Origin of the sequence: Streptomyces narbonensis (genome assembly GCF_014649015.1) — a bacterium.
Classification (GTDB): domain Bacteria; phylum Actinomycetota; class Actinomycetes; order Streptomycetales; family Streptomycetaceae; genus Streptomyces; species Streptomyces narbonensis.
Window position 1 is genome coordinate 1 of the sequence record NZ_BMSF01000017.1, and the last position, 22,668, is coordinate 22,668.

The following is a 22,668-nucleotide window of genomic DNA, read 5'->3' on the forward strand; positions in this document are numbered from 1 at the left end:
CGGGGCCGTTGCTCGTGTCGAGACCCTCGAGACGCAGGGTGTGGCTGCCGTCCGCGAGCCGGACGACCTTCACGGTGCCGGTGGTCTCGTGTTCATGGCTGATGAACGTGCCCTGCGCGAGAGTGACGGGACCGGCGGGGGCGGTGGCCTCCGGCGTGGACGAAGCCGTGCCCGTCGCGGGCGTGGCCGAGGACGTGATAGCGGGTGAGCTCGCGGAGGGCAGCGATTCGTTGACCGTCTCGTCCACCCACAAGGCCCAGGGCTTGAACCACACCAGCCCTGCCGTCACGACCATCACGGCGGCAACGCCGAGGCCCATCCCCAGATTCCTCTTGATGCTGCGTTCCAAGGCAGTCCCCGTTCTTCAATCGTCGACGCTCTCGCCTCTACCCAACCCGTCTTCGGGATCGGTCGGAAGGGCCAAGGACAATGAAGGGGTCTTCGTCACGAGCGGGCCGGGGGCGCTCTGCCGTCCCGGAGCACGGGTGCCTTCCGGTAGCTGGAGCGCGACGTCGTGGCTGGTGTCGCTGGTGACCTGGCGGTGGAGTACCGGCTTCCCGGCCGCGGCGTCGATCTCGAAGGAACAGCTCCGCCTTCGTCTGGTCGGCGGTCCGGGTGATCGATTCCGCGCCGACGAGGCTCTTCACGTCGTCGACCTGGTCGGCGTACGCCCGGCTCGGCAGCAGCGTGCTCATCTGCGTGTGCCCAGCCGGGCCGGCGGGGCGGAACTGCGCGCTCGACGCCATGCCGAAGGGCTTGACCAGACCCCACTGCGGGTGGCGCCGTCACCGGTGCCGGTGGGACGCCAGTATCCGGGCCGGTGAAGCCGGCATACGGGGCGACGGGCGCCGAGCCGTCGTTCTGGCGGGTGGCGATCGTCGCGGCAGCGGTCATCTGTCCGACCTCGGTGCCGGCCTCGCGCTGCGCGGGGGTCACGACAGCGGGGATGGTGGAGCGGGCGGCGGCGATCTCGTCGTCGAAGTTCAGCGCCGGGTGCAGCGAGCGCAGCACCTCGAAGGCCGCGTGGTCGATGGCGCTGTTCAAGTCCGGCAGTACCCCGTTGATGGCCGTCGCCTTCACCAGCTGCGCGTCGCCGAGGCACTCAAGCGTGCCTTCGGCGCAGGGGGCGGAGCTCGCAGTGTCATAGTTCGCGCCGTGCACAATCGCACCGGCTCTGGCGAGCGGGCCGGGAACGCCGCCGACTCGCCCGAGCGGGGTATCGGTGATTCCCACACTTGTGGCGCGGGTTCGTACGCAGCGCCTTCCGCGAGCCGGCCTTCGACTGAACCGACATCCATCCCGCACGGAGGCGTTCTCGGCCTCAGGGGCACGTGTTCCCCGGCGTGTGCCCGGGCGAGGCTTCGGGGCGTTGGCTGTCGGGCTGGGCGGCCGGGTCCTGGTGGGGGCGGTTCTCGGTGACCTGGTAGGTGGCCTGCTGGTCCGGGGTGCCGTCGGCCTTCATCGCCCGCGTCTCGCTCTTGAGGATGCGGGCCGCCTTGCCCGCGCTGCGGGCGAGGTCGGGCAGCTTCTTGGCTCCGAGAAGCAGAATGACGACGATCAGGATGATCGCCATCTCGCTGATTCCGAACACGGTGTTCCGTTCTCTGGAGGGGGCTGGCTCGTTCGGTGTCTCAGACGTTGACGCCGAAGTCGGCCGCGATGCCGGCGAGTCCGGAGGCGTAGCCCTGGCCCACGGCCCGGAACTTCCATTCGGTGCCGTGTCGGTAGAGCTCGCCGAAGATCACCGCGGTCTCGGTGGCTGCGTCCTCCGAGAGGTCGTAGCGGGCGAGTTCGGCGCCGCCGGCCTGGTTGACCACGCGGATGAAGGCGTGGCGGACCTGGCCGAAGCTTTGGCCCCGGTTCTCGGCGTCATGGATGGAGACCGGGAAGGTGATCTTCGTGATGTCGGCGGGCACGGCTGCCAGGTTGACCTTGATGGCCTCGTCGTCGCCGTCGCCCTCGCCGGTGAGGTTGTCGCCGGTGTGCTCGACCGAACCGTCCGGGCTGGTGAGGTTGTTGTAGAAGACGAAGTGCCGGTCGGAGGCGACCTTCCCCGTGTCGTTCAGGAGTAGGGCGCTCGCGTCGAGGTCGTAGTCGCTCCCGGTGGTCGTGCGGACGTCCCAGCCCAGGCCGACCAGGACGGCGGTCAGCCCCGGCGCCTCCTTGCTCAGCGAGACGTTGCCGCCCTTGGAGAGGCTCACACCCATGTCATCTTCACTTCCTGGCCGTAGCGTGCTGGAGCCTGTAAATCTACAATGATGTAGAAGATGCAGGAAGGGCAGAAATCGGGACCCCTCGCTTCTCGACGGCGTCGCCCGCCAACTCCAGGCGAACAGAAGCGGGCGGATGCGTGTCGTCTCAGTACGATGAACCGCCCCACACGGGCGGGACGAGTCGACGGGAGGGCGGCGGAATGACGAAGGCCAAGCGGGAGGACCACGACACGCATCCCCGGCGGCGGGGCCAGGGCGAGCTCGAAGCGCAGGTGCTGGCCGCCCTGCGGCAGGCTCCGGGCGCCCGCACCGCGGGATGGGTGCAGGAGCGTCTTGGCGGCGATCTCGCCTACACGACCGTCATCACGATCCTGACGCGTCTGCACGTCAAGGGGGCGGTGAGCAGGGAGCGGGTGGGTCGGTCGTTCGAGTGGACGGCGGTCGCGGACGAGGCCGGGCTCGCAGCGCTGCGGATGCGGAAGGTCCTGGACGGCGAGGCGGACCGGGGGGCCGTGCTGGCCAGCTTTGTGACGGCCCTCTCACCTCATGACGAGCGCCTGCTGCGCGATCTGCTGGCTCAGGACCCCACCGAGGGGGAAGACTGACGGCATGGGAGTCTTCGTCTTCCTGCCACTGGTCCTGCCCTTGACGGCATGGCCGGTCGCACGCCTTGCCGAGCACCACTTGCATCCGCGGATGGCCACCTGGCTACTGACCGGCGTCTCCGGTGTGCTCGCCATGTGCAGCACGCTGTCCCTTGCGCTGCTGATGGTGGTCGGCACCGCCCAACTACCCGGCAACCCGCTGCCGGACGGCTGGTCCGACCCCGAGGTCCGCGAGGCCGTCCCCTACGACGAGATCGCGGGCAAGCTCGCCATCCCCACCCTGATCCTCGTTCTCGCCTCCTGCGCCAGGGCCGCCTGGCGGCACCATCGCGTACGCCGCCGTGCCGGCCGCGCGCTGGAGGGCCTGCCCGCGACGTCGGTCGTGGTGTTGCCCGACGCGAACCCGTACGCGTACGCCCTGCCGGGCCGGAAGGACCGTGTCGTGGTCACGACCGCGATGCTCGCCACCCTGACCGGCCCGGAGCGGCGCGCGCTGTTCGCCCACGAGCGTGCCCACCTGACCGCCCGCCACCACAGGTTCCTGCTGACCGTGCAACTCGCCGCACGCGCCAACCCGTTCCTGCGGCCCCTGCGCACAGCGGTCACGTACACCACCGAGCGGTGGGCGGACGAAGAGGCGGCCACCCGGATCGGCAGCCGCCGGACCGTAGCGCGGGCTGTCGGCAAGGCCGCGCTGATCTCCCGTGGCGCACCTGCGGTGACGCTGGCGGGATTCGCCTCGGCCGGTCCCGCGCCCCGCCGCGTGGCCGCTCTGCTGGGCCCTGCTCCGGCCGCACGCCTGTGGCCGTCCTTGTTCACCAGCGCGGGCCTGGCCGCGTGGGGGGCGGCGGCCGGCACCACGATCTCCGCACTGTCCTCGGCGAACTCGGCCGTCACGCTCTTCCTGATCCTGAAGGCGGCGACCCCGCTCTAGCTCCGGACAAGAGCGGTTGCCGACGAGCTGTACGGCCGGGTCCGGTCCTATGCTGATGTCCAAGTACCAGGGGAAACAGGGGGAATGGTGAACTGGTTCTGGTTGGTCCTCATCCTGTTCTGGACGGGCGGCTTCGCGTGGGCGGTCGACAACGCCCGGACCGCGCTGCGCCACCGGCATGAGCGCAAGATGGAGCTGCTGGATGCGGCGAAGCAGGAACGTCTGGCCCTTGAGGCCGTACACAAGATGCCGGAGCCGGTGTGCGGGTGCACGCACCACCTGGCGAAGCACGACAAGCAGGGCCGGTGCCATGAGCGGGTCGAGGTGCCGACCGCCTGGGACGAGAACAAGAAACCGGTCCGTTACGAGGCCGGGCAGTGCAACTGCCAGCAGTACGTGGGGCCGCAGCCGTTGTCGCAGGTGTTCGCGGAGGAGCTGACGGACCTGGCCTGAAGGGGGAGGCGGGGCCCGCGACGACGGCTCGGGCCCCTCTCCCGGCGAGGGGACTACAGGTCGAACTCGTGCGGGGGGAGGTCGAGGGCGTAGCACGCCTCCCGTACGACCGCCTGCTCGTCCTTGTCGAAATCGCCGTCGGCGCCGCCGATGATGATGCCGATCTGGATGACGGCGCGGGCCTCGGCGGGCTTCTTCTTCGCCTTCGCGACCTCCTGGAGGACGCTGACCTTGCCGAAGTCGAAGTCGGCGGTGAGCTTGTCGCAGTTGGCGTCGAAGCGGCGCTGGAGGTCGTCCCCCGGGAAGTTCCGCAGGACGTCGTTGCTCATGATGAGCTGGGCGACCTTCTGGCGCTCGGACGGGTCGATGCTGCCGTCGGCGGCGGCGACGAGCGCGCACATCGCCATGCTGGCGTCACGGAAAGCGCCGCTCTTCAGGTCGTTCTTCTTCGCCATGAGCTGGGTCTGCATCGTCGATGCAGACTCCTTGAAGCGGTCCCACAGGGCCATCTTCGGACCTCCGTTACGTGTCGGGGGTGGTCCGGGCCGGATGAGGACGGTCCGGACCACCCGCACCTTCTACATTGATGTAGAAGCTATCAGGTGCTGGTGGCGCGGTCGGCGCCGTTCCAGTCAACGCCTCTGGAACCTTGCCGCAAGGGAGGCGGCTTCCTTGGCGAGTCGCCCATCGAGGTCCGCCCCGCGAGCGGCACCCCTTGACCCCTGGATGAGAGAAGGCCCGCGACCGGGATGCGGTCGCGGGCCCAGGAGGCAGCGGCCGGGCGAGCGCCCGACAGGCGGCTGGTCTCAGCCCTCGCCGCCTTCCTCCTCTTCCTCTTCGTCGCCTTCGAAGAAGTCGCCGATCTCGTCGACGGCTTCGGCCGCGACCATGCCGCCGACGACACCGACGGCGAGCCCGGCCGCACCCGCCGCGACCGCAGTGCCCATGCCCGGACCGGAGCGGTGACCGTGCCCGTCGCCGTGGTGGCCGTGGTGATCCTTGTCGGCGTGCGGAGCCCCGTGGCCGTAGGCGTCGTGGGAGCCGTACGGGGAGGGTGAACCGTACGAGGCACGATGCTCGACGAGCTGCCGCATCCAGGACTCGACCTCGGCGTTCCAGTCGACCTGGTCGACGCCGTGATGGCTGACCGTGTAGCGGCTGACGGTGTCGTGGCCCTCGGAGAGGAATCCGCCGCGCTTGTCCGCCTCCAGGACGACCTCCATTCCGGCCGGGCCGGCGAGGAAGGTCACTTCGATCTCGTTGACCTGGTGTGCGTACCGGGGCGAGGGGGCGACCTCGATCTCCTGGTAGAAGGGCAGCTGCTGGCCCGTCCCCCGGATGTGCCCGAGTTCGAGGTCGGCCGACTTGAAGCCGAAGCCGAGCTGGCCGAGGGCTTCGAGGACCGCTTCCTGGACCGGCAGGGGGCGTACGGATAGCGGGTCGAGGTCGCCCTTGTCCTTCTCGCCGGCGATGCCGAGTTCGGTTCGTACCCCGAGGGCGATGCCGAGGCCCTGGCCGTACAGCTCGGTGATCGGCGTCTCCCACGGCAGGGGGAAGGAGAACGGGACGTTGCGCAGTTCACCCTCCTCGAGGCGGAAGTTCCCGCCCACCACCTGCCGGTGGAAGACCACCGCCCCCTCGGACTCCCCGCCGTCGTGTTCGGCCTCGACGTGGGCCACGAGCTCCAGGGTGATGTGCTCGACGGTGAAGTCGGCACTCCCACCCTTGAGGTGCACCTGCCCGCCGAGCGTTCCCCCCGGCGTCACCGCGCCCGGGTCGAGGACCGTGTCCACTGACGGGCCGCCGACCCCGAGCGAGCCGAGCAGCCTCTTGAACACCATCGTGGCGTTCACTCCTTCATTCGTACCTGTTGGTCGGATGCCGCCGGCGCCCCGGGTGGGGTGTGGGGCGCCGACGGCGGTATGTGGGTTACTTCGTCGCGGTGTGGAGCGCGGCGAGCGTCTGTGCCCAGCGGACGTACTTCAGCTCCGCGAGGTCGGCGATCGTCTTGACCCCGAACGCCTCCTGGAGCAGCTCACCGTCACGGTCGGAGACGCCCTTGAGGGCCCCGACCGGCGCGGCCAGGATCTCCGGCAGCTCCTTGTCCACCCATGCCTTGTCCAGCACCTTGTCGAGGTCGATCGAAGCCACGGAAGCAGCCCTCCAGGGGTCGACGAAGAACGTGCGCACACCACGCACGTCCTCTACACATCTGTAGAGCATAGGGGTGTTCCGGCGAATTGGGTTTGCGCGACGGCAGGTTCGTGGAGAAAGAGTCCGGAAACAGTCTCCATTCGACCCTGGACGCCACGGCCGGAGACTCGATCGTGCCGGTCGGACGCACCCCGGAGGTCGACTCCTGGCGGCGCAATCTGTGGGTGGGTGAACAGTGGACACCGGACCTGGGTCCTTTACAGTGGGTGTAGAAGTACGGGGAGGGGCGTGACCTCCTCCCCACGTCGTTCATGAGAAGGAGCCACGGGCCCGCGATGGAGCCTCCGAGTACCGGCTGTGCCGGACCCTGCCTGCTGACGTTCGGTGAGCGAGCGGGGGTGGCACGGTGACCGAAGTCCTCCTGTTGCTCCTCGCCCTCGGACTCACCCTGGCCTGCGCCGTCTTCGTCGCCGCCGAGTTCTCCCTGACGACCGTCGAGCGTGGCGATCTGGAACGTGCCGCCGAGGCCGAGGAGCGCGGCGCCGAGAGCGCGCTGCGTGCCGTCCGACGGCTGACCGTGCAGCTCTCCGGCGCCCAGCTCGGTATCACCGTCACCTCGCTGGTGATCGGCATGCTCGCGGAGCCGTCCCTCGCGGCGTTGCTGCGCGGCCCGCTGGAGGCGATCGGTCTGGGCGGTGCGGCGTCCTCCGTCGCCACTGTTCTCGGTGTGGCGATCTCCACTGTCGTGCTCATGGTCGTCGGCGAGCTCGTTCCGAAGAACTGGGCGATCTCGCGCCCGCTGGCCGTCGCCAAGGTCGTGGCCGGCCCCCAGCGGGGCTTCACCGCCGCTTTCGGTCCGTTCATCCGGCACCTCAACAACACCGCCAACCGGTTCGTACGCCGCTTCGGCCTGGAACCGGCCGAGGAGCTGCACTCCGTCCGCACGCCCGCCGAGCTGGCATCCCTTGCCCGGCACTCGGCCGCCGAGGGTGCCATCGAGGCGGACTCCGTCGAGTTGTTCGTCCGTACGCTCCACCTGGGCGAACTGACGGCGGAGAACGTCATGACGCCGCGCGTCGACGTTCGCGCCCTGGAGGCCCAGGCCACGGCCGCCGACGCCGCCAACCTCACGTACGCCACCGGCCTGTCCCGCTTCCCGGTCTACCGGGTGAACCTGGACAACGTGATCGGCACCGTCCACATCCGTGACGTCCTCGCACTGGAACCGGCCGCCCGGGCGGCCACTCCGATCACCCAGCTGGTGACCGAGCCGCTCCTGGTGCCCGAGACGCTGCCCGCCGACCGGCTCCTGGAGCGGCTGCGGGCGAGCCGCACGATGGCCGTCGTGATCGACGAGTACGGCGGCATGGCCGGCGTGGCGACGGTGGAGGACATCGTCGAGGAGGTCGTGGGCGAGGTCCGCGACGAGCACGACCCCGTCGAGGTCCCCGACCTGCTGCCCGCGCCGCCCACCGAGGACGGGCGGGCGACCTGGGAGGCCGACGGAGGCGTACGGATCGACGAGCTGGCCCGCATAGGGCTGCGCGCGCCGGAAGGCCCGTACGAGACGGTGGCCGGTCTGATCGCCACCCGCCTCGGCCGCATCCCCGCCCAGGGCGATGCGATCCTGCTCGACGGCTGGCGGCTCGACGTCCTCGACATCGAGCACCACCGCGCGGACCGCGTCCACCTCACAGAGCCCGCTCACCAGGCGGAGCACCAGCACGCCGGAGCGACCCGATGACCGCCGTCCAGCTCGCCATCGGATTCCTCACCCTCCTGACGAACGCCTTCTTCGTCGGCGGCGAGTTCTCCCTGATCTCCGTCCGCCGCAGCCAGATCGAGCCCCTGGCCCGGGAGGGCGACCGGCGGGCCCGAATGACGCTGTGGGGCCTGGAGCACATCTCCGCGCTGCTCGCCACCGCCCAGCTGGGCATCACCGTCTCCTCCCTCGTCCTGGGCGCGGTCGCCGAGCCGGCCATCGCCCACCTGCTGGAACCCGTCTTCGAGGCGATGCACGTGCCGCACGGCTTCGTGCACCCGATCGCGTTCGTCATCGCGCTCACCCTGGCGACGTACGCGCACATGCTGATCGGCGAGATGGTCCCGAAGAACATCGCGCTCGCCGCCCCGGTGAAGACCGCGCTGCTCCTCGGCCCGCCGCTCGTCGCCCTCACCCGCGCCCTCAAGCCGGTCATCTTCGGCATCAACGCCTTCGCCAACGCCCTGCTGCGGCTGCTGCGCGTCGAGCCGAAGGACGAGGTCGCTTCCGTCTTCACCGACGACGAACTCGCCCGGATGGTCCACGACACCAGCCAGGCCGGACTGCTCTCCCCCGCCGACGGGGAGCGACTGCGCGACGCCCTGGAACTGGGCACCCGCCCCGTCGGCGAGATCCTCGTCCCCGCCGCCCGCATGGTGACCGTCGACCACCGCATCACCCCCACCGGACTGGAGCGGGCCGCAGCCGAGGCCGGCTACTCGCGCTTCCCGGTCACCGGTCCGGCGGGAGCCGTACTCGGCTACCTGCACATCAAGGACACCCTCGGCGTCACCGACCGGGACAGGCCCTTCCCGCGGACCGCGCTGCACGCGGTGACCCGGGTCCGCGTCGACACCCCGCTCGACGACACGCTCACCGCGCTGCGGGCCGCCGACAGCCACCTGGCCGCCGTCACCGGCGCCGGCGGCGCCGTCCTCGGCTACGTGACCATGGAAGACGTCCTCGACGAGCTGGTCGGACCGGCCGCCGCCGTGTAACCCGGTCGGCCTTCCGCCTGCGGTCCGGCGGTCCGGCGGCCCCCTCACCCCCGATACTCCCTTCCAACGCTCTGTCCCTTCTGCAAGGAGCCACTTCTTGTCCGCGTCCGCCAGACCGACGTCCACCCACGCCCTGAAGGGGTGCGGTCGATGAACGCCGCTCTCGGCCTGCTGGCCGTCCTCGTCCTGACCGCCGGCACCGGGTACTTCGTCGCCCAGGAGTTCGCCTACGTCGCCGCCGACCGGCTCGCGCTCGCCCGCGAGGCCGAGGCAGGCGACAAGCGGGCAGCCCGCGCCCTGACGGTCCTCGAACGGCTCTCGTTCATGCTCTCCGGCGCCCAGCTCGGCATCACCGTCACCGGCCTCGTCGTCGGCTTCCTCGCCGAGCCGTCCGTCTCAGCGCTCCTGAAGCCCGCCCTGGAGGGGACGGGGCTGTCCGCCGGCGCCGTCTCGGCGATCTCCGTGGTCCTCGCCTTCGTGGTGGCGACGGTCCTGCAGATGGTCCTCGGCGAACTCGCACCGAAGAACCTGGCCCTCGCCGTCCCCGAACGGCTCGCCAAGTCCCTCGCCGCCTCCACCCTCATCTACCTGAAGGTCGTCGGGCCGGTCGTCCGCGTCTTCGACGGCGCCGCCAACAAGCTGCTCCGCAAGGTCGGCATCGAGCCGGTCGAGGAGCTGCACCACGGCGCAACCCTGGAGGAGCTCAGCCACCTCATCGGCGAGTCCCACGAACAGGGCGAGCTGCCGCCCGCCACCGCCGAGCTGCTCGACCACGCCCTGGAGTTCTCGGAGCGGACCATGGACGAGGTGATGGTGCCGCGCGTGGACGCCGTCTTCGTACGCAAGGACTCCACGCTCACCGAGGCCGTGGAGCTGATCGCCACGTACGGCCACTCCAACTACCCCGTCCTCGGCGACCACCCCGACGACGTCGCGGGTGTCCTGGGCGTGAACGAGCTGATGCGCCTGCCCGCGACCGCCTTCGACACCACCACCGCGGGCGAAGCCGCCCGGCGACCGCTCCTGCTGCCCGACACGCTGCCGCTGCCGCAGGCCGTCGCGCAGATGCGGGAGCGCGACGACGAGTTCGCCGTCGTCCTCGACGAGCACGGCGGCGTCGCCGGCATCGTCACGTACGAGGACATCGCGGAGGAGCTCGTCGGAGACATCGCCGACGAGAGCGACACCGTCGTCACCGTGGCCGCACCGGACGGCGACGGCTGGAAGGTCGACGCCGGACGTCGCCTCGACGAGATCGAGGACGCCACCGGCATCGCGCTGCCCGAGGACGACGACTACGACACCGTCGCCGGCCTCGTCATCGACCGCCTCGGCCGCTTCCCCACGATCGGGGACCGCCTCACCGTCGACGACGTCCACATCGAGGTCCTCAGCCTCGACCGCCACGTCCCCGAACGCGTCCGCATCGAACAGGTCCCGTCTGCCGCCGAGGAGGCCCAGGCATGAGCTTCCCCATGGCGCTCTTCGTCACCGTCCTGCTGCTGATCGGCAGCGGCTTCTTCGTCGCCGCCGAGTTCGCGCTCGTCGCCGCCAAGAGGCACCGCATCGAGAAGGCCGTCGCCGACGGGCAGCGCGGCGCCAAGGCCGCACTCGCCGGCATGCGCGAGCTGTCGCTGATGCTCGCGGGCGCGCAGCTCGGCATCACCCTGTGCACCCTCGGCCTCGGCGCGATCTCCAAGCCGGCGATCTCCCACGAGCTCGACCCGCTGCTCGTGAAGCTCGGACTGCCCACGGCCCTCAGCTACGGCATCGCCTTCGCCGTCGCCATGATCGTCGTGGTCTTCCTCCACATGGTCCTCGGCGAGATGGCCCCCAAGTCCTGGGCCATCGCCCACCCCGAGCGCTCCGCGATGCTCCTCACGCCGCCCTTCCGGGCCGTGGTCAAGGCGGTGCGCCCGCTGCTCTGGATCCTCAACAAGGTCAGCAACGCACTTGTACGAATGTGCCGCGTGCAGCCCCGTGACGAACTGGCCGCCGTCCACAACCGCGAGCAGCTCACCCACCTCGTGGAGGAGTCCGAGCGCCTGGGCCTGATCAACAGGACCGACTCGCTGCTCATCACCCGCTCCCTGACCGAACCCCAGACCCCGGTGGCGGAATTCCAGACCCCGGCCGCGGACATCGTCACGATCCCGGCCGGCGCCGACCTGGACACGCTGCTGGCCCGGGCCTCCGACGCCGACCGCTCGCGCCTCCTGGTCCGCGACGGCGACCGTATCCTCGGCTCCGTCCACGCCCGCGACGCCCTTGTCGCCCGCACCCGCGGCCGTACCCTCACCGCCCGCGACCTCGCCCGCCCCGTACCCGAACTGGCCCCCGGCACCACGGTGTCCGAGGCCGTCGAGCACCTGCGCCGCCGCCGCTCCTCCCTCGCCGTCGTACGGAACGAAGACGGTGCGCTCACCGGGCTGGTCAGCCTCGACGACCTCCTCGTCCGGCTCATGGGCCCGCAGACGGTCTGACATCCGCAGGGCCGGGCGGGGCGTGTCTCTGCCTTTGCCGTTCCGCTCAGCCGCCCACGACGGCACGGCTGTCTGTTCGCGCATGACCCGGATCGCCCAGACCGAGTTCGCTGCCTCCTACGGCGGCAAGACCTGTGCGGAGGGCGTGGAGAAGCCCAGGGAACCCCTGACCCCGGCGGAGCGCACCGAGCTCGCCGGTACGGACACGACGTACCCCCAGGCCCGCATCGGCTACGTCGCCCTCGGCGGCAGCCCGCTGGACCTGTCCCCGCCGGTCCTGAAGGAGATCGACGGTGTCGGGCTCGTGGCCGAACTCCGCTGAAGGGCAGGGCAGTCCGGCGCGCTGCGAATTCCCCGGATCCTCACGTGGCCGGGGCCCCTATGCTGCGGCGGTGACCATACCCCCCGAGCCCGCCGCGTCCGTCGAGCCCGTCGTGCCGACCCAGCCCACCGCGCCCTCGCGCCTCGCCTTCGCCGCCGCGATCACGCTGATCGTCGTCACCCTGGCCGCCTTCTGGACATGGCGGTGGTGGGACGGCGAGCAGGAGGGCGAGTTCAAGGCCGATCCGCAGTTCTGCGAGCTCGTCACCCCCGAGACGATCCACCGGCTCGTCCCGGAGGCGTACGGCGGACGCGAGGACGTGGCCTCCTGCACCTGGTCCGCCCCTCGCGAGAAGGGGAAGTATCGGGCCAACGTCCATCTCTTCGCCAGCCGCCTCAACGTCGAACTGGCCCAGGAGGACATGCGCGAACAGCGCGCCGACGGTGAACCGGGCTGGGAGAAGGACACCCAGGAAGACCTGCTCGGCCTGGGCGACGAAGCATTCCTCCGCTTCAGCCCGCCCGTCCCCGGCAAGAACATCACCGCGCAAGTCGTCTTCCGCCGCAGCAACATCGTGATCTACCTGGCCCACGCCCGCAGCGACGACGACAGGCAAGCCGCCCGCGCCGGAGTCGTCGACGCCGCCCGAGAGGCCGCCGCCCTCCTCAAGCCCTGACGGGTACCTCAGGTGTTGCCAGGCGCGACCAGGCCCGATTCGTAGGCGAGGACGACGAGTCGGGCGCGGTCGCGGGCGTCCAGTTTGATCATGGCGCGGTTGACATGGGTCTTCGCGGTCAGCGGGCTGATCACCACGCGGGCCGCGATCTCGTCGTTCGACAGACCGTGTGCGACCAGGACGACGGCCTCGCGTTCGCGGCCGGTCAGTTCCTTTAGCGCTGTGCCGGTGGCCGTGGGGAGTGCCTGGGTGACGTACCGGTTGATCAACTTGCGGGTGATCGAGGGTGCGAGGAGGGCGTCGCCCCGCGCCGCCACCCGTACGGCGTGCAGGAAGTAGCCGCCCTCGCCGCGCGGAGCCGCTCGGAGGCGGCCTCCGAGGGCGGTGACGCGTGCGCGCATCCCGAGCAGTCCGATGCCTCGCCGGCCTGCCGGAGGGCTTCACCGGCGGCGCCGGCGGCGATCAGCCAGTCCCTGACACCGGCCCGAACGTGGAACCGCCCTTTGCTCACGCGCGCACCGTAGCCCGAGGCGTCCGCGGGCGAATCCCCGCTCGCGGACGAGCGGCCGACTACCACGCACGCAGTACTTTCGCGGCGCCTGCCGCGCCTGCGGCAGTGCGAAGTGCCTGCGTCTGCGGGACGACCGGAGGTGGGTCCGACCGACATGCTCAGACCACGTCCAGCCGCAGGAAAACAAGGAGCACCCTTCATGTCCGTTCGTCGCCTGCTTGTCACCGCCGCGGCCGCCATGCTCGGGGGCCTCGTACTTGCCGCACCAGCGGCAGCGCACGACCTGGCCCAGTCCGCCGACGTCGAGGCGTACACCCTGACCACCGCCCGATTCTGGGCCACCGCGGCCGCGCTGCTGGGGCTGGCCGCCGCGGTCATCGGCGGGCTGGCGCGGGCCCGCTCCGTCCGTCCTATCGGCAGAGGCGGGAAAAAGAGGGCCATTGTGGCCCTGGTGGCGGGGCTGATCGCTTTGGTCGGCGGCGTGCTGAATCTGGCCGTCGCCGACGGTGGTCCCGGCACCGGCAACGGAGTAGTCGCCGGCGCCTTGGCCCTGCTGTCGGGGCTGACCGCCGCGATCCTCGGCGGGCTGGCCCTGTCCCGCTCCCGCCGCACCGGCTGACCGCCGCGGATACGCGCGCCTGCAGCTCCGCCGCAGTCACGCCCCGCGGGCGGTCACCGCGCGACGCACCCCGTAGGCAACGGCACCGGCAGCCAGAACTGCGGCGCCGGAGATCACCGACGAGGCCGGCAGGGCGAACGCGAGGACGAGGCAACCGGCCAGCCCGACGACCGGCACAATCCGCGCCGGTCGGCCCTCGTCCGGGGCGAGGGTCCAGGCGGCGGCGTTGGCGATCGCGTAGTAGGCGAGCACTCCGAAGGAGGAGAAGCCGATCGCCCCGCGTACGTCGGCTGTCGCGGCGAGCACCGCGACGACGGCGCCGACCACGAGTTCAGCACGGTGCGGCACCCGGAACTTCGGGTGGACGGCGGCCAGGGCATGCGGCAGATGCCGATCGCGGGCCATGGCCAAGGTCGTGCGCGAGACCCCGAGGATCAGGGCGAGCAGCGAGCCGAGCGCGGCCACTGCGGCGCCCACCCGTACGACCGGAGCCAGCCAGTCCGCGCCTGCATCGCGCGCGGCATCCGACAGCGGGGCGGTGGCGTCCGCGAGGCCCTGGGGGCCCAGGACGACCAGGACGGCGACGGCCACGGCCGTGTAGACGACGAGGGCGATGCCGAGAGCGATCGGGATGGCCCTCGGGATCGTGCGGGCGGGATCGCGGACCTCCTCACCCAGAGTGGCGATGCGGGCGTAGCCGGCGAATGCGAAGAACAGCAGGCCCGCCGCTTGGAGCACTCCGCCGAAGGTCGCGTCCTCACCGATGCCGAGCTGGGCGGTGTCCGCATCGCCGGAGGTGACCGCGGCGACCACCACGGCGGTCAGCACGGCCAGGACCACGGCGACGATGACGCGGGTGAGCCACGCGGACTTCTGCACCCCGGCGTAGTTGACGGCGGTCAGCGCCACCACCGCCGCGACCGCGACGGCATGAGCCTGACCGGGCCACACGTACGAGCCGACGGTCAGCGCCATGGCCGCACAGGAGGCGGTCTTGCCGACCACGAACGCCCATCCGGCGAGGTAGCCCCAGAACTCGCCCAGCCGCTCCCGCCCGTAGACGTACGTACCTCCGGAGGCGGGGTAGCGGGCCGCGAGGCGCGCCGAGGACATTGCGTTGCAATACGCCACCACCGCAGCCAACGCCAGGCCGAGCAGCAGCCCCGACCCAGCCGCGGCGGCCGCCGGAGCCAGGGCCGCGAAGATCCCCGCCCCGATCATCGACCCCAGGCCGATCACCACGGCGTCGAACACACCCAGGTGCCGCTTCAACTCGCCCGTGCCCGCAGGCCCCGACCCCGCACTCATCGCTCGCTCCCCAACCGCGCTCCGCCAGACGTACCGGGGCACCGTATAGGAACAAAGTGACGAGCCGCGGACAGCACCCGGGCGGCGAAGAAGGCGTGCTCAGAGCCCCGACCACGGCGAATACCCCTGGCTCTCCTGCGTGAGCGCAGCGTGATCGGACGTTCCAGCACGGCCCGCCTCCGTCTGGACCGCGCGGCACCGTTCGGACTCGGCGGCCTGGAAGCGGCGGGTCACCACTGGGCGACGAGCGGCGTGTCCGGTCCGTGCTCCCGCCAGGCTTCGGTGAGGCGGACGAGACGGGCGGGGGCGGCGATGCCGCGCACGGTCGCGATCCTGCCGCCCGCGATGTCGAAGGTCACGGCGCCGATGACCTGGTCGGCGAGGACGAACAGGATGGCGGGGGCGCCGTTGACGACCGCGTAGTGGATGGCCGGTGTGCCGCCGGCCAGTCGCCGCTTCGCCGGTGTGGGCTTGAAGCCGGCCCGTACGACAGCGGCGATGCGCTGCGGAGTGTCGAACCGCAGCAGCTTCTGGGCCGTGCCGCCCATGCCGTCCGAGATCGCGGTCGCGTCGTCGGTGAGCAGCGCCACCAGCCGTTCGGTGCGACCCGAGGCGGCGGCTGCGAGGAACTCCTCGACGATCCTGCGGGCGGATGCCGGGTCGACTTCGCCGTCGCCGCGGCGCGCGGCGGTGATGCGGCGCCGGGCCCGGTGGAGGTGCTGCTGGCTTGCGGATTCGGTGATGTCGAGGATCTCGGCGATCTCGGCGTGACCGTAGGAGAACGCTTCGCGCAGGACGTAGACGGCCCGCTCAAGGGGGGACAGGCGCTCCATGAGGGTCAGCAGGGCCAGGGAGACCGACTCGCGTTGCTCGAACGTGTCGGCCGGGCCGAGCAGCACATCGCCGTCGAGGAGCGGTTCGGGCATCCAGGCGCCGGCGGTGCGTTCACGGCGGGCCTGTGCCGAGCGGAGCCGGTCCAGGCACAGGTTGGTGACGACCTTGGTCAGCCATGCCTCCGGAACCCTGATGCGCTGCCGGTCCGCGGCCTGCCAGTGCAGGAACGCGTCCTGCACCGCGTCTTCGGCGTCGGTGGCGGAGCCCAGCAGCCGGTACGCCAGCGAGGCCAGTCGGTTCCGGCTCGCCTCGAAGCGGCTGGTGTCGAAGCGATCAGTGGCGGTGCTGTCCATGCGGACCACCCTATGTGGTGTGGCGGAAGGCTCGACTCGGGGCGTTCTCCCTGTGGGGGTGGGGTGTTGCGCGCCGTGTCGGTGGGCGAGGAGGGGGTCAGACCGCCGCGTGCGCGGCGGGCTGGACGGCCGTTTCTTCGGTGGTGGCGGGAGGGCGTCGGCGCAGGTCGCCGGCCAGGCACAGCACCGTACCGAGCGTGAGCCACGCCGCCAGGACGGTGGCGGGGCGGGTGGCGCCGTGAGCGTCGAAGAAGGCGGTGGAGCGCAGCAGTTGGCCACCGGCCCCGGGTGGTAGCAGTTGGCCGAGGGTGCCGGACCAGTCGGGCAGCATCTCGGGTGCGGTCGCGGTGCCCGACAGGGGGTTGCCGATGAGCATCATGGTGGCGGCGCCGAGGCCGAAGCCGACGTACCCGAGCAGTGACTCGAGACCGAGGATGGTCAGGGCGATGGCCGCGACGGTCAGGGCGACGGCCCCGGTGTTGGCGGCGTACGAGCCGTCGAGCGAGCCGAACCAGAACTGCAGGATCGCCGCCACGGCGAGTCCGCCGGTGACGGCGAAGGCGAGCGCTCCGACGGCGCGGCGGATGCTGCCGCGGACGAGCCTGGTCAGCAGCAGGGCGGCGAGCAGGCCGCCCATGACCAACGGCAGGGCTCCGGCGGCCAGTCCGGCGCCACGTGGGTCGTCGGCCGGCAGCGGGACGAGGTCGCGGGCGGCGACAGCGGTGCCGACTCCCTGCGTCCGGCCGAGGCCGGTCGCGATGCTGTTCAGGGCCTGGGCGACGGCGGCGCTTCCGGCGGACGCGGTGACGACCTGCGGGGTGCCGGAGCTGAGGTCGATCGCCCCGTACACCTCACGATCGCGGATCAGGCGTTCGGCGGCGGCGGTGTCGGCGACCTCGACGATCTCGAAGCCGTCGGGAAGCCGTTGGTCGAGTACGGCCGTCATCTGCTGGACCGCGGGGGCGGGCCCGGCGACGGCGATCGGCACGTCATGCACCGATGAGCGCACCGACGGCCAGGCGAAGGCGATGAGCAGCAGGCTGATGCTCACCGTGAGCAGGGTGACCGCCCTCGCGACGGCCGGCCAGGGGGAGGGTGAGTGGGACGTGTCGGCTGCGGGCGCGGCCTGAGTGGACATGCCTGCTCCTTGAGAGGGGGGAGTTTCTTGCCGAGTGGCTCGAGATCGTGTAGCGCGACCCGCCGGCTACGCGACCGCCTTCTCCGCAGCGGACGCCTTCGGCGCGGCGGCCAGGAGGTGGTGCTTGCGCTTGGGCAGGCCGAAGGTCGGGTGCTCGGTGGCCCACAACGACATCCTGAGGATGCCCGCCTTGATCCGGGCGGCCTTCCGGCCGCCCATGAACTTCGGCTTCGCCTGTCCTTCGCCGTCGACCAACTGCAGGATTCCGTCCTGCCGCCCGAGGCTGATGTGGTTGCCCGGGTACTCCAGCTTGGTGTTCGCGATCTTGCCGCCGGTCAGGCGTCCGACGATCGCGTCCACGGCCTGCCGGCCGGTGTAGCCGGCCGAGGCGCAGGACATCGGCAGCGGCCGGCCGTTGTCGCCGATGACGTAGCCGCTGTCGCCGACGGCGTAGACGTTCGGGTGCGAGACCGACCGCATGGTGCGATCGACCACGATCCGGCCGTCCCCGGTGACCTCGAGCCCGCCGACGGCGGCGATGGAGCTGACCGCGAACCCGGCCGTCCACACGGTCGCGTCGGACGCCAGGGCGGTGCCGTCCGCGCACAGCACCCGCGTCTCCTCGACGGCGTCGACGCTCGTGTGCTCCAGGACGATGACGCCCAGCCGATCGCAGACCTGGCGCAGGTGGCCGCGGGCTCCGGCGGAGAGCTGGGCGCCCAGCTCTCCGCGGGCGACCAGCGTCACCGAGAGGCCGGGGCGGGATTCGGCGATCTCGGTGGCGGTCTCGATGCCGGTCAAGCCGTCGCCGACGACCAGGACTTTCACGCCTTCGCCTCGCTTCTCCAGGCCGTCCAGGCGCTCACGCAGGCGCAGCGCGGAGGGCCGGGCGGCGACGTCGAAGGCGTGCTCGGCCACGCCGGGGACGCCGCGGTCGTCACCGTGGCTGCCCAGCGCGTAGACAAGCGTGTCGTAACCGATCTGGCCGCCGCCGTCGGCGTCGGCCACGGCGACGACCTGGCGTTCGGGGTCGACGGCCGTGACACGGGCCAGGCGCAGCCGTATCCCCGTGCCGGCGAAGACCTCGGTGAGCCGGGGAGCCTCGATCTCCTGGCCGGCCGCGAGCTGGTGCAGCCGCAACCGCTGGACGAAGTCCGGCTCGACGTTGACCACGGTGACCTCGGTGTCCTCCGGCGACAGCCGGCGGGCCAGGGTCCCGGCCGCGTAGGCCCCGGCATAGCCGGCGCCGAGGACGACGATGCGGTGCTTCATGGTGTTACTCCTCTTCGTTCGCTTGGCTCTCGGTGACTTGAGCGGAACAGCGCCCCGATTCCTGACAGGCGCCATAGGTGACGTGGGCCACATTCGCTCTTGGTGGTTCGAACGACCTCGATTCCTGCCCGTGCCATCAGCGGGTAGACGGTGGCGGAGGCGGCGGGCCCGTACAAGCAACTGCCGAGCGCTCGCCGTACCACCGGTTCTCCGTCAGGTGCGAGACGGCGGACGGCAATGGCCAGTGCGCGTCCCAGGCCACGACGACGCGTCTCGTCATCCACCTCGATCGCCGTTTCCCACATCGGCAGGGTGGGACACGCGTTGCGGGCAGCGAAGTGGGGGCCATCCGGCCCTCCCGCTCCCCGTGATGTGGAGCGGAAACTGGATGCGGACACCCGATCAGGAGGTCCCCGATGAGCTCACTTGCTTCCCCCAGGCTCACGACGCTTCTGTCCGCCGACCAGCATGCGCGGCTGATGGTCTGCAGCCGCCCGGTGGACCTCCAGGAAGGCACCCGACTGTTCGAGGAGGGCGATCCCGCCCTGCGCTTCTGGATCCTTCGGACGGGCACGGTCACCTTGGACGTCTCGGTGCCTGGCACACGGTCGGCGGTGATCGACACCGTGAACGCGGGTGAGCTGCTCGGATGGTCTTGGCTGTTCGCCCCGTATCGCCGGCACTCCGGAGCGGAGGCCATGACACGTGTGCGGGCGTACGAGTTCGATGCGATGGCCGTGCGCCGGATGAAGAACGCCGATCCGGACCTCGGCTCCGCCCTCGGGCAGCTCGTCGGGCAGACGCTCGCTCGTCGCCTCGTCTCCGCCCGCGTACGGCTGCTCGATCTGTACGCCCCGCACGGCAGCGGCCTGTAGACCCTCGCCCACCTCCGGGAGAACGCCATGTCCGCCTCGCACTACACCGTCAGCGACGTCATGACCCACACCGCCGTCGCGATCGGCCGCGACGCGCCCTACAAGGAGATCGTCGCGCTCTTGGACCAGTGGAAGGTCAGTGCCCTTCCCGTCCTTGAAGGCGAGGGACGTGTCGTCGGAGTCGTGTCGGAGGCGGATCTCCTGCCGAAGGAGGAGTTCCGGCTGGAGGAGCCCCGCCCGGACGAATTCGCCGAGGCGGCCAAGGCCGGAGCCCTGCGGGCCGGTGAGCTCATGTCGAGTCCGGCCGTGACCGTCCACCCGGACGCGACGCTCGCCGAGGCGGCACGGATCATGGCCACCCGGAAGGTGAAGCGGCTGCCGGTGGTGAACGGGATCGGAATGCTGGAAGGGGTCGTCAGCCGGAGCGACCTGCTCAAGGTGTTCCTCCGGACGGACGGCGAGATCGAGGAGGAGATCCGCCGTTCCATCCTCGGCGAGTCGGCCGCCCCGGCAGGGCTCGACGTCTCCGTGCGGGAGGGCGTGGCCACCCTTCACGGTGCACTCCTCGAACGGTCGCTGGTGCCGCTGCTCGCACGCGCCGTGCGGGCGGTGGAGGGTGTCGTCGACGTACGGATGGATCTCGGTGCCCACGAAGACGCTGTATGACGGACAATCCTTGTGGGGGCCGATACGAACCCACCGATCGCAGGGGTCGCCATGTCCGATCTGCCGACAGCCACCACACCCGCGCGGGTCTTCCTTGTCGATGACCACGAGGTCGTCCGCCGGGGCCTTCGCGACCTGGTCGACGACGAGCCCGACATGGAAGTGGTCGGCGAGGCGGCGACGGCGGAGCAGGCGCTGGCCAGGGGACCCGCCCTACGGCCGGACGTGGCGGTGCTCGACGTGCGCCTGCCCGACGGGGACGGCATATCGGTGTGCCGAGAGCTGCGGTCACGGATGCCTGACGTCGCGTGCTTGATGCTGACGTCATTCGACGACGAGGACGCTCTTCTCGACGCGATCATGGCGGGGGCGTCCGGGTACGTCCTGAAGCAGATCAAGGGGTCGGACCTGGTGGCTGCGGTACGGACCGTGGCCACCGGGCAGTCGATGCTCGACCCGGCCACCACCGCCCGGCTGATGCACTCGCTGCGCGACCCCGAGGCGGCGAAGCCGCCGGAGGACGAACGGCTCGCCGTGTTGTCCGACAGGGAACGGTCGGTGCTCGACCTCATCGGCGAGGGGCTCACCAACCGACAGATCGCCAAGCGGCTCTATCTGTCCGAGAAGACCGTCAAGAACCACATATCCCGGCTGCTCGGCAAACTCGGTGTGGAACGCCGCGTACAGGCGGCCGTCATCGCCGCGCAGGTCCACGAGCACGACGCCGAGGCCACGTAGGCTGCTCATTCCACCCGCTCGGCCGTGAGCGGGATCCGCCACTCGAGGACCGTGCCGCTGCCCGGCGCCGCTCGTGCGTGGACCGATAGCGCGCCGCCCAGCCGCTCGGCCCGTTCGGACAGGTTCCGCAGTCCGCTGCGGCTGCCGCCGTGCGGGATGCCCACTCCGTCATCGCTCACCGTCACCGCCAACACGCCGTCGTCGGCCACGACGGACACCTCCGCCTTTCGGGCCCGGGCGTGCCGTGCCACGTTGGAGAGGGCCTCCCCGAGGACGGCGAGCACCTCCTCGGCCGCCTCCGTCGGTACGTCGGTGTCGATCAGGCCCTCCATACGCAGCGCCGGAGCGAATCCGAGCGTTGACGCCGCCGTATCCACGGCCTTGACCACGCGGTTTCGCAGTTTCGGCGCGGTTCCCGGGGTGTCGTGTTCCCGGAGGCCGAAGATGGTCGATCGGATGATCTTGATGGTGGAGTCGAGGTCGTCGATGGCCCGGGTCAATCGGTCCACGGCCTCCGGGTGCTCGACGAAGCGCCGGGCGCTCTGCAGCGTCATCCCCGTGGCGAAGAGGCGCTGGATCGCCAGATCGTGGAGGTCTCGGGCGATCCGGTCGCGGTCCTCCAGCAGGCTCACCTGCTCCGCGTCACGACGGCGGTCCGCCAGTTCGAGCGCCAGGGCTGCCTGCCCCGCGAATCCGGGAAGGGCGCTGACTTCGGCAGCCTTGAAGAGGGGTCGCCCGTGCCGCCTGGCGAGGATCAGCACACCGGTCAGCCGCTCCTTGGTGCCGACCGTGACGGCCACCGCCGGTCCGAACCCCTTCCACCGTTCGGGCTGCACTCTGATGCGCGGTTCGTTCTCGACATCGGCGACCGTGACCAGGCCCTCCTGCGCGAGGGCGGCCTCGACCAGGGTTCCTTCGCTGCTCGGAAGGACAACGCCCCGGTGGGCTTCGGCCCTCTCACCACAGGCCAGCGAGCCCCGCAGCTCACCGCCTTCACCCACCAGGTAGAAGACCCCCATGTCGGCGCCCGCGATGGCCACAGCCTGTTCCAGCATCCCGTCGAGGACCTGGGGCTCCTCCGCGCCGGACAGGAGTGCGCTGGTCAGGTCGGAGTTCGCGGCCAGCCACCGCTGCCTGAGCCTGCCCTCCTCGTAGAGGCGGGCGTTCTCGATGGCGATGCCGGCCGCCACGGCCAGGGTCGTCACGACGGCCTCGTCCTCGGCGTCGAAGTCGGCTCCTCCGCGCTTCTCCGTGAGGTAGAGATTGCCGAACACCTCGTCGCGGACGCGGATGGGCACGCCCAGGAACGTGTGCATCGGCGGATGGTGGGCCGGGAATCCGTACGAGGCCGGGTGCTCGGACAGCTCCGGCAAGCGCAGCGGCTTGGGGTTGCGGATCAGCTCGCCGAGGATGCCGTGTCCGGACGGTAGCGCGCCGATCCGCTCACGGAGTTCGTCGTCGATGCCGATGGGGAGGAACTCCGACAGATTCCGGTCGTCACCGATGACGCCCAGGGCCCCGTACTCGGCGTCCACCAGAGTCACGGCGGATTCCACGATGCCGCGCAGCACCTGAGGCAGGTCCAGTTCCCGGCCCACGGACATCACGGCTTCGAGTAGCCCGTTGAGCCGGTCCCTGGTGCCACGCACCTCGTCGATACGCACCTGGACCTCGTCGATCAGCTCGTCGAGTCGCAGGCGTGGTAGCCGTGTACCTGCTGGCTTGGTGTCCTCCCGGCCCATCGAACCTCCGGC

General features: G+C 70.8%; 25 protein-coding genes and 2 pseudogenes. 15 read left to right on the forward strand and 12 right to left on the reverse strand.

Annotated features, from left to right (window positions below; genetic code table 11):
* Nucleotides 1–319 (reverse strand): annotated as a pseudogene (locus tag IE124_RS27265) (DM13 domain-containing protein); the annotation flags it as partial.
* Between the two features lie 16 nt (nt 320–335).
* Here IE124_RS27265 and IE124_RS27270 point away from each other — a divergent pair.
* Together IE124_RS27270 and IE124_RS27275 are read left to right on the forward strand one after the other, a co-directional pair.
* Nucleotides 336–824 carry a hypothetical protein gene (locus tag IE124_RS27270; RefSeq protein WP_189511393.1) on the forward strand — a complete coding sequence of 163 codons (489 nt, stop codon included), beginning with the start codon at nt 336–338 and terminating at the stop codon, nt 822–824.
* On the forward strand, nt 821–1,147 hold the full coding sequence (locus IE124_RS27275; RefSeq protein ID WP_189511395.1) for a hypothetical protein: 327 nt from the start codon (nt 821–823) through the stop codon (nt 1,145–1,147). The genes IE124_RS27270 and IE124_RS27275 overlap by 4 nt, the downstream gene beginning before the upstream one ends.
* A 174-nt stretch (nt 1,148–1,321) precedes the next feature.
* Here IE124_RS27275 and tatA read toward each other — a convergent pair whose 3' ends face one another.
* Both tatA and IE124_RS27285 read right to left on the reverse strand, forming a co-directional pair.
* Nucleotides 1,322–1,591, reverse strand: a complete 270-nt coding sequence (gene tatA / locus IE124_RS27280; protein ID WP_189511397.1) for a Sec-independent protein translocase subunit TatA — start codon at nt 1,589–1,591, stop codon at nt 1,322–1,324.
* Nucleotides 1,592–1,631: 40 nt separating this feature from the next.
* Entirely contained in the window at nt 1,632–2,207 is a 576-nt protein-coding gene (locus IE124_RS27285) for a TerD family protein (RefSeq protein ID WP_189511399.1), read from the reverse strand.
* A 206-nt stretch (nt 2,208–2,413) separates the two neighbouring features.
* On the opposite strand from IE124_RS27285, the gene IE124_RS27290 reads away from it, so the two are divergent.
* The 3 genes from IE124_RS27290 to IE124_RS27300 all read left to right on the forward strand — a co-directional run bounded on the left by IE124_RS27290 (nt 2,414) and on the right by IE124_RS27300 (nt 4,205).
* Nucleotides 2,414–2,818, forward strand: a complete 405-nt coding sequence (locus IE124_RS27290) for a BlaI/MecI/CopY family transcriptional regulator (protein WP_189511401.1) — start codon at nt 2,414–2,416, stop codon at nt 2,816–2,818.
* 4 nt (nt 2,819–2,822) lie between these two features.
* Nucleotides 2,823–3,752: a M56 family metallopeptidase gene (locus tag IE124_RS27295; protein WP_189511403.1), complete on the forward strand. Its 930-nt coding sequence runs from the start codon at nt 2,823–2,825 to the stop codon at nt 3,750–3,752.
* Between the two features lie 87 nt (nt 3,753–3,839).
* Complete coding sequence (locus IE124_RS27300) at nt 3,840–4,205, forward strand: hypothetical protein (protein WP_189511405.1); 366 nt, start codon at nt 3,840–3,842, stop codon at nt 4,203–4,205.
* A 53-nt stretch (nt 4,206–4,258) separates the two neighbouring features.
* On the opposite strand, the gene IE124_RS27305 is transcribed toward IE124_RS27300, so the two are convergent.
* The 3 genes from IE124_RS27305 to IE124_RS27315 all read right to left on the reverse strand — a co-directional run bounded on the left by IE124_RS27305 (nt 4,259) and on the right by IE124_RS27315 (nt 6,356).
* Nucleotides 4,259–4,714, reverse strand: a complete 456-nt coding sequence (locus tag IE124_RS27305) for a tellurite resistance TerB family protein (protein ID WP_030211975.1) — start codon at nt 4,712–4,714, stop codon at nt 4,259–4,261.
* A 297-nt stretch (nt 4,715–5,011) separates the two neighbouring features.
* On the reverse strand, nt 5,012–6,046 hold the full coding sequence (locus IE124_RS27310; RefSeq protein ID WP_189511407.1) for a sporulation protein: 1,035 nt from the start codon (nt 6,044–6,046) through the stop codon (nt 5,012–5,014).
* 88 nt (nt 6,047–6,134) lie between these two features.
* Nucleotides 6,135–6,356: a hypothetical protein gene (locus IE124_RS27315; protein WP_189511409.1), complete on the reverse strand. Its 222-nt coding sequence runs from the start codon at nt 6,354–6,356 to the stop codon at nt 6,135–6,137.
* Nucleotides 6,357–6,765: 409 nt separating this feature from the next.
* Here IE124_RS27315 and IE124_RS27320 point away from each other — a divergent pair, with 409 nt between their 5' ends.
* The 6 genes from IE124_RS27320 (at nt 6,766) to IE124_RS27345 (ending at nt 12,600) form a co-directional block, all read left to right on the forward strand.
* The gene (locus tag IE124_RS27320; protein WP_189511411.1) at nt 6,766–8,103 is read left to right on the forward strand and encodes a hemolysin family protein; all 1,338 of its coding nucleotides are present in this window, start codon (nt 6,766–6,768) and stop codon (nt 8,101–8,103) included.
* Nucleotides 8,100–9,119, forward strand: a complete 1,020-nt coding sequence (locus IE124_RS27325) for a hemolysin family protein (RefSeq protein ID WP_189511413.1) — start codon at nt 8,100–8,102, stop codon at nt 9,117–9,119. The genes IE124_RS27320 and IE124_RS27325 overlap by 4 nt, the downstream gene beginning before the upstream one ends.
* 150 nt (nt 9,120–9,269) lie before the next feature.
* A complete protein-coding gene (locus tag IE124_RS27330) occupies nt 9,270–10,586 on the forward strand; it encodes a hemolysin family protein (RefSeq protein WP_370468828.1) in 1,317 nt (438 codons plus the stop codon).
* Complete coding sequence (locus IE124_RS27335) at nt 10,583–11,602, forward strand: hemolysin family protein (protein ID WP_189511417.1); 1,020 nt, start codon at nt 10,583–10,585, stop codon at nt 11,600–11,602. Before IE124_RS27330 ends, IE124_RS27335 begins: the two co-directional genes overlap by 4 nt.
* A gap of 82 nt (nt 11,603–11,684) precedes the next feature.
* A complete protein-coding gene (locus IE124_RS27340) occupies nt 11,685–11,924 on the forward strand; it encodes a hypothetical protein (RefSeq protein ID WP_189511419.1) in 240 nt (79 codons plus the stop codon).
* A 70-nt stretch (nt 11,925–11,994) separates the two neighbouring features.
* Nucleotides 11,995–12,600, forward strand: coding sequence for a hypothetical protein (locus IE124_RS27345; protein ID WP_189511421.1), 606 nt, complete (start codon nt 11,995–11,997; stop codon nt 12,598–12,600).
* Between the two features lie 8 nt (nt 12,601–12,608).
* Here the strand turns inward: IE124_RS27345 and IE124_RS27350 are convergent.
* A pseudogene (locus IE124_RS27350) lies at nt 12,609–12,935 on the reverse strand (response regulator transcription factor); the annotation flags it as partial.
* Nucleotides 12,936–13,310: 375 nt separating this feature from the next.
* On the opposite strand from IE124_RS27350, the gene IE124_RS27355 reads away from it, so the two are divergent.
* A complete protein-coding gene (locus tag IE124_RS27355; protein ID WP_189511423.1) occupies nt 13,311–13,730 on the forward strand; it encodes a DUF6223 family protein in 420 nt (139 codons plus the stop codon).
* Nucleotides 13,731–13,766: 36 nt separating this feature from the next.
* Here IE124_RS27355 and IE124_RS27360 read toward each other — a convergent pair whose 3' ends face one another.
* From IE124_RS27360 to IE124_RS27375, 4 genes are all read right to left on the reverse strand, one after another.
* Nucleotides 13,767–15,038, reverse strand: coding sequence for an APC family permease (locus tag IE124_RS27360; RefSeq protein ID WP_189511425.1), 1,272 nt, complete (start codon nt 15,036–15,038; stop codon nt 13,767–13,769).
* A 230-nt stretch (nt 15,039–15,268) separates the two neighbouring features.
* A complete protein-coding gene (locus IE124_RS27365) occupies nt 15,269–16,225 on the reverse strand; it encodes a sigma-70 family RNA polymerase sigma factor (RefSeq protein WP_189511427.1) in 957 nt (318 codons plus the stop codon).
* A gap of 97 nt (nt 16,226–16,322) precedes the next feature.
* Nucleotides 16,323–17,363 (reverse strand): hypothetical protein, encoded by a 1,041-nt coding sequence (locus tag IE124_RS27370; protein WP_189511429.1) that lies wholly within the window; start codon nt 17,361–17,363, stop codon nt 16,323–16,325.
* 66 nt (nt 17,364–17,429) lie between these two features.
* Nucleotides 17,430–18,635 (reverse strand): NAD(P)/FAD-dependent oxidoreductase, encoded by a 1,206-nt coding sequence (locus IE124_RS27375; RefSeq protein ID WP_189511431.1) that lies wholly within the window; start codon nt 18,633–18,635, stop codon nt 17,430–17,432.
* Nucleotides 18,636–19,051: 416 nt separating this feature from the next.
* Between IE124_RS27375 and IE124_RS27380 the strand changes: the two genes are divergently transcribed.
* From IE124_RS27380 to IE124_RS27390, 3 genes are read left to right on the forward strand one after another with little or no spacing between them, the layout of a single operon-like run.
* The gene (locus IE124_RS27380) at nt 19,052–19,510 is read left to right on the forward strand and encodes a Crp/Fnr family transcriptional regulator (RefSeq protein WP_189511433.1); all 459 of its coding nucleotides are present in this window, start codon (nt 19,052–19,054) and stop codon (nt 19,508–19,510) included.
* 27 nt (nt 19,511–19,537) lie between these two features.
* Complete coding sequence (locus IE124_RS27385) at nt 19,538–20,176, forward strand: CBS domain-containing protein (RefSeq protein WP_189511439.1); 639 nt, start codon at nt 19,538–19,540, stop codon at nt 20,174–20,176.
* Nucleotides 20,177–20,227: 51 nt separating this feature from the next.
* Nucleotides 20,228–20,914: a response regulator gene (locus IE124_RS27390; RefSeq protein ID WP_189511442.1), complete on the forward strand. Its 687-nt coding sequence runs from the start codon at nt 20,228–20,230 to the stop codon at nt 20,912–20,914.
* A gap of 5 nt (nt 20,915–20,919) precedes the next feature.
* On the opposite strand, the gene IE124_RS27395 is transcribed toward IE124_RS27390, so the two are convergent.
* Complete coding sequence (locus IE124_RS27395; protein ID WP_189511444.1) at nt 20,920–22,656, reverse strand: sensor histidine kinase; 1,737 nt, start codon at nt 22,654–22,656, stop codon at nt 20,920–20,922.
* Nucleotides 22,657–22,668: the final 12 nt, after the last annotated feature.

Excerpts from the sequence above, each read along its gene's own strand:
- IE124_RS27270 (WP_189511393.1), top strand. The coding sequence starts at position 336 with ATGCTGCGTTCCAAGGCAGTCCCCGTTCTTCAATCGTCGACGCTCTCG.
- IE124_RS27285 (WP_189511399.1), bottom strand. The coding sequence starts at position 2,207 with ATGGGTGTGAGCCTCTCCAAGGGCGGCAACGTCTCGCTGAGCAAGGAG.
- IE124_RS27290 (WP_189511401.1), top strand. The coding sequence starts at position 2,414 with ATGACGAAGGCCAAGCGGGAGGACCACGACACGCATCCCCGGCGGCGG.
- IE124_RS27295 (WP_189511403.1), top strand. The coding sequence starts at position 2,823 with ATGGGAGTCTTCGTCTTCCTGCCACTGGTCCTGCCCTTGACGGCATGG.
- IE124_RS27305 (WP_030211975.1), bottom strand. The coding sequence starts at position 4,714 with ATGGCCCTGTGGGACCGCTTCAAGGAGTCTGCATCGACGATGCAGACC.
- IE124_RS27310 (WP_189511407.1), bottom strand. The coding sequence starts at position 6,046 with ATGGTGTTCAAGAGGCTGCTCGGCTCGCTCGGGGTCGGCGGCCCGTCA.
- IE124_RS27325 (WP_189511413.1), top strand. The coding sequence starts at position 8,100 with ATGACCGCCGTCCAGCTCGCCATCGGATTCCTCACCCTCCTGACGAAC.
- IE124_RS27330 (WP_370468828.1), top strand. The coding sequence starts at position 9,270 with ATGAACGCCGCTCTCGGCCTGCTGGCCGTCCTCGTCCTGACCGCCGGC.
- IE124_RS27335 (WP_189511417.1), top strand. The coding sequence starts at position 10,583 with ATGAGCTTCCCCATGGCGCTCTTCGTCACCGTCCTGCTGCTGATCGGC.
- IE124_RS27340 (WP_189511419.1), top strand. The coding sequence starts at position 11,685 with ATGACCCGGATCGCCCAGACCGAGTTCGCTGCCTCCTACGGCGGCAAG.
- IE124_RS27355 (WP_189511423.1), top strand. The coding sequence starts at position 13,311 with ATGTCCGTTCGTCGCCTGCTTGTCACCGCCGCGGCCGCCATGCTCGGG.
- IE124_RS27360 (WP_189511425.1), bottom strand. The coding sequence starts at position 15,038 with ATGAGTGCGGGGTCGGGGCCTGCGGGCACGGGCGAGTTGAAGCGGCAC.
- IE124_RS27365 (WP_189511427.1), bottom strand. The coding sequence starts at position 16,225 with ATGGACAGCACCGCCACTGATCGCTTCGACACCAGCCGCTTCGAGGCG.
- IE124_RS27370 (WP_189511429.1), bottom strand. The coding sequence starts at position 17,363 with ATGTCCACTCAGGCCGCGCCCGCAGCCGACACGTCCCACTCACCCTCC.
- IE124_RS27375 (WP_189511431.1), bottom strand. The coding sequence starts at position 18,635 with ATGAAGCACCGCATCGTCGTCCTCGGCGCCGGCTATGCCGGGGCCTAC.
- IE124_RS27380 (WP_189511433.1), top strand. The coding sequence starts at position 19,052 with ATGAGCTCACTTGCTTCCCCCAGGCTCACGACGCTTCTGTCCGCCGAC.
- IE124_RS27385 (WP_189511439.1), top strand. The coding sequence starts at position 19,538 with ATGTCCGCCTCGCACTACACCGTCAGCGACGTCATGACCCACACCGCC.
- IE124_RS27390 (WP_189511442.1), top strand. The coding sequence starts at position 20,228 with ATGTCCGATCTGCCGACAGCCACCACACCCGCGCGGGTCTTCCTTGTC.
- IE124_RS27395 (WP_189511444.1), bottom strand. The coding sequence starts at position 22,656 with ATGGGCCGGGAGGACACCAAGCCAGCAGGTACACGGCTACCACGCCTG.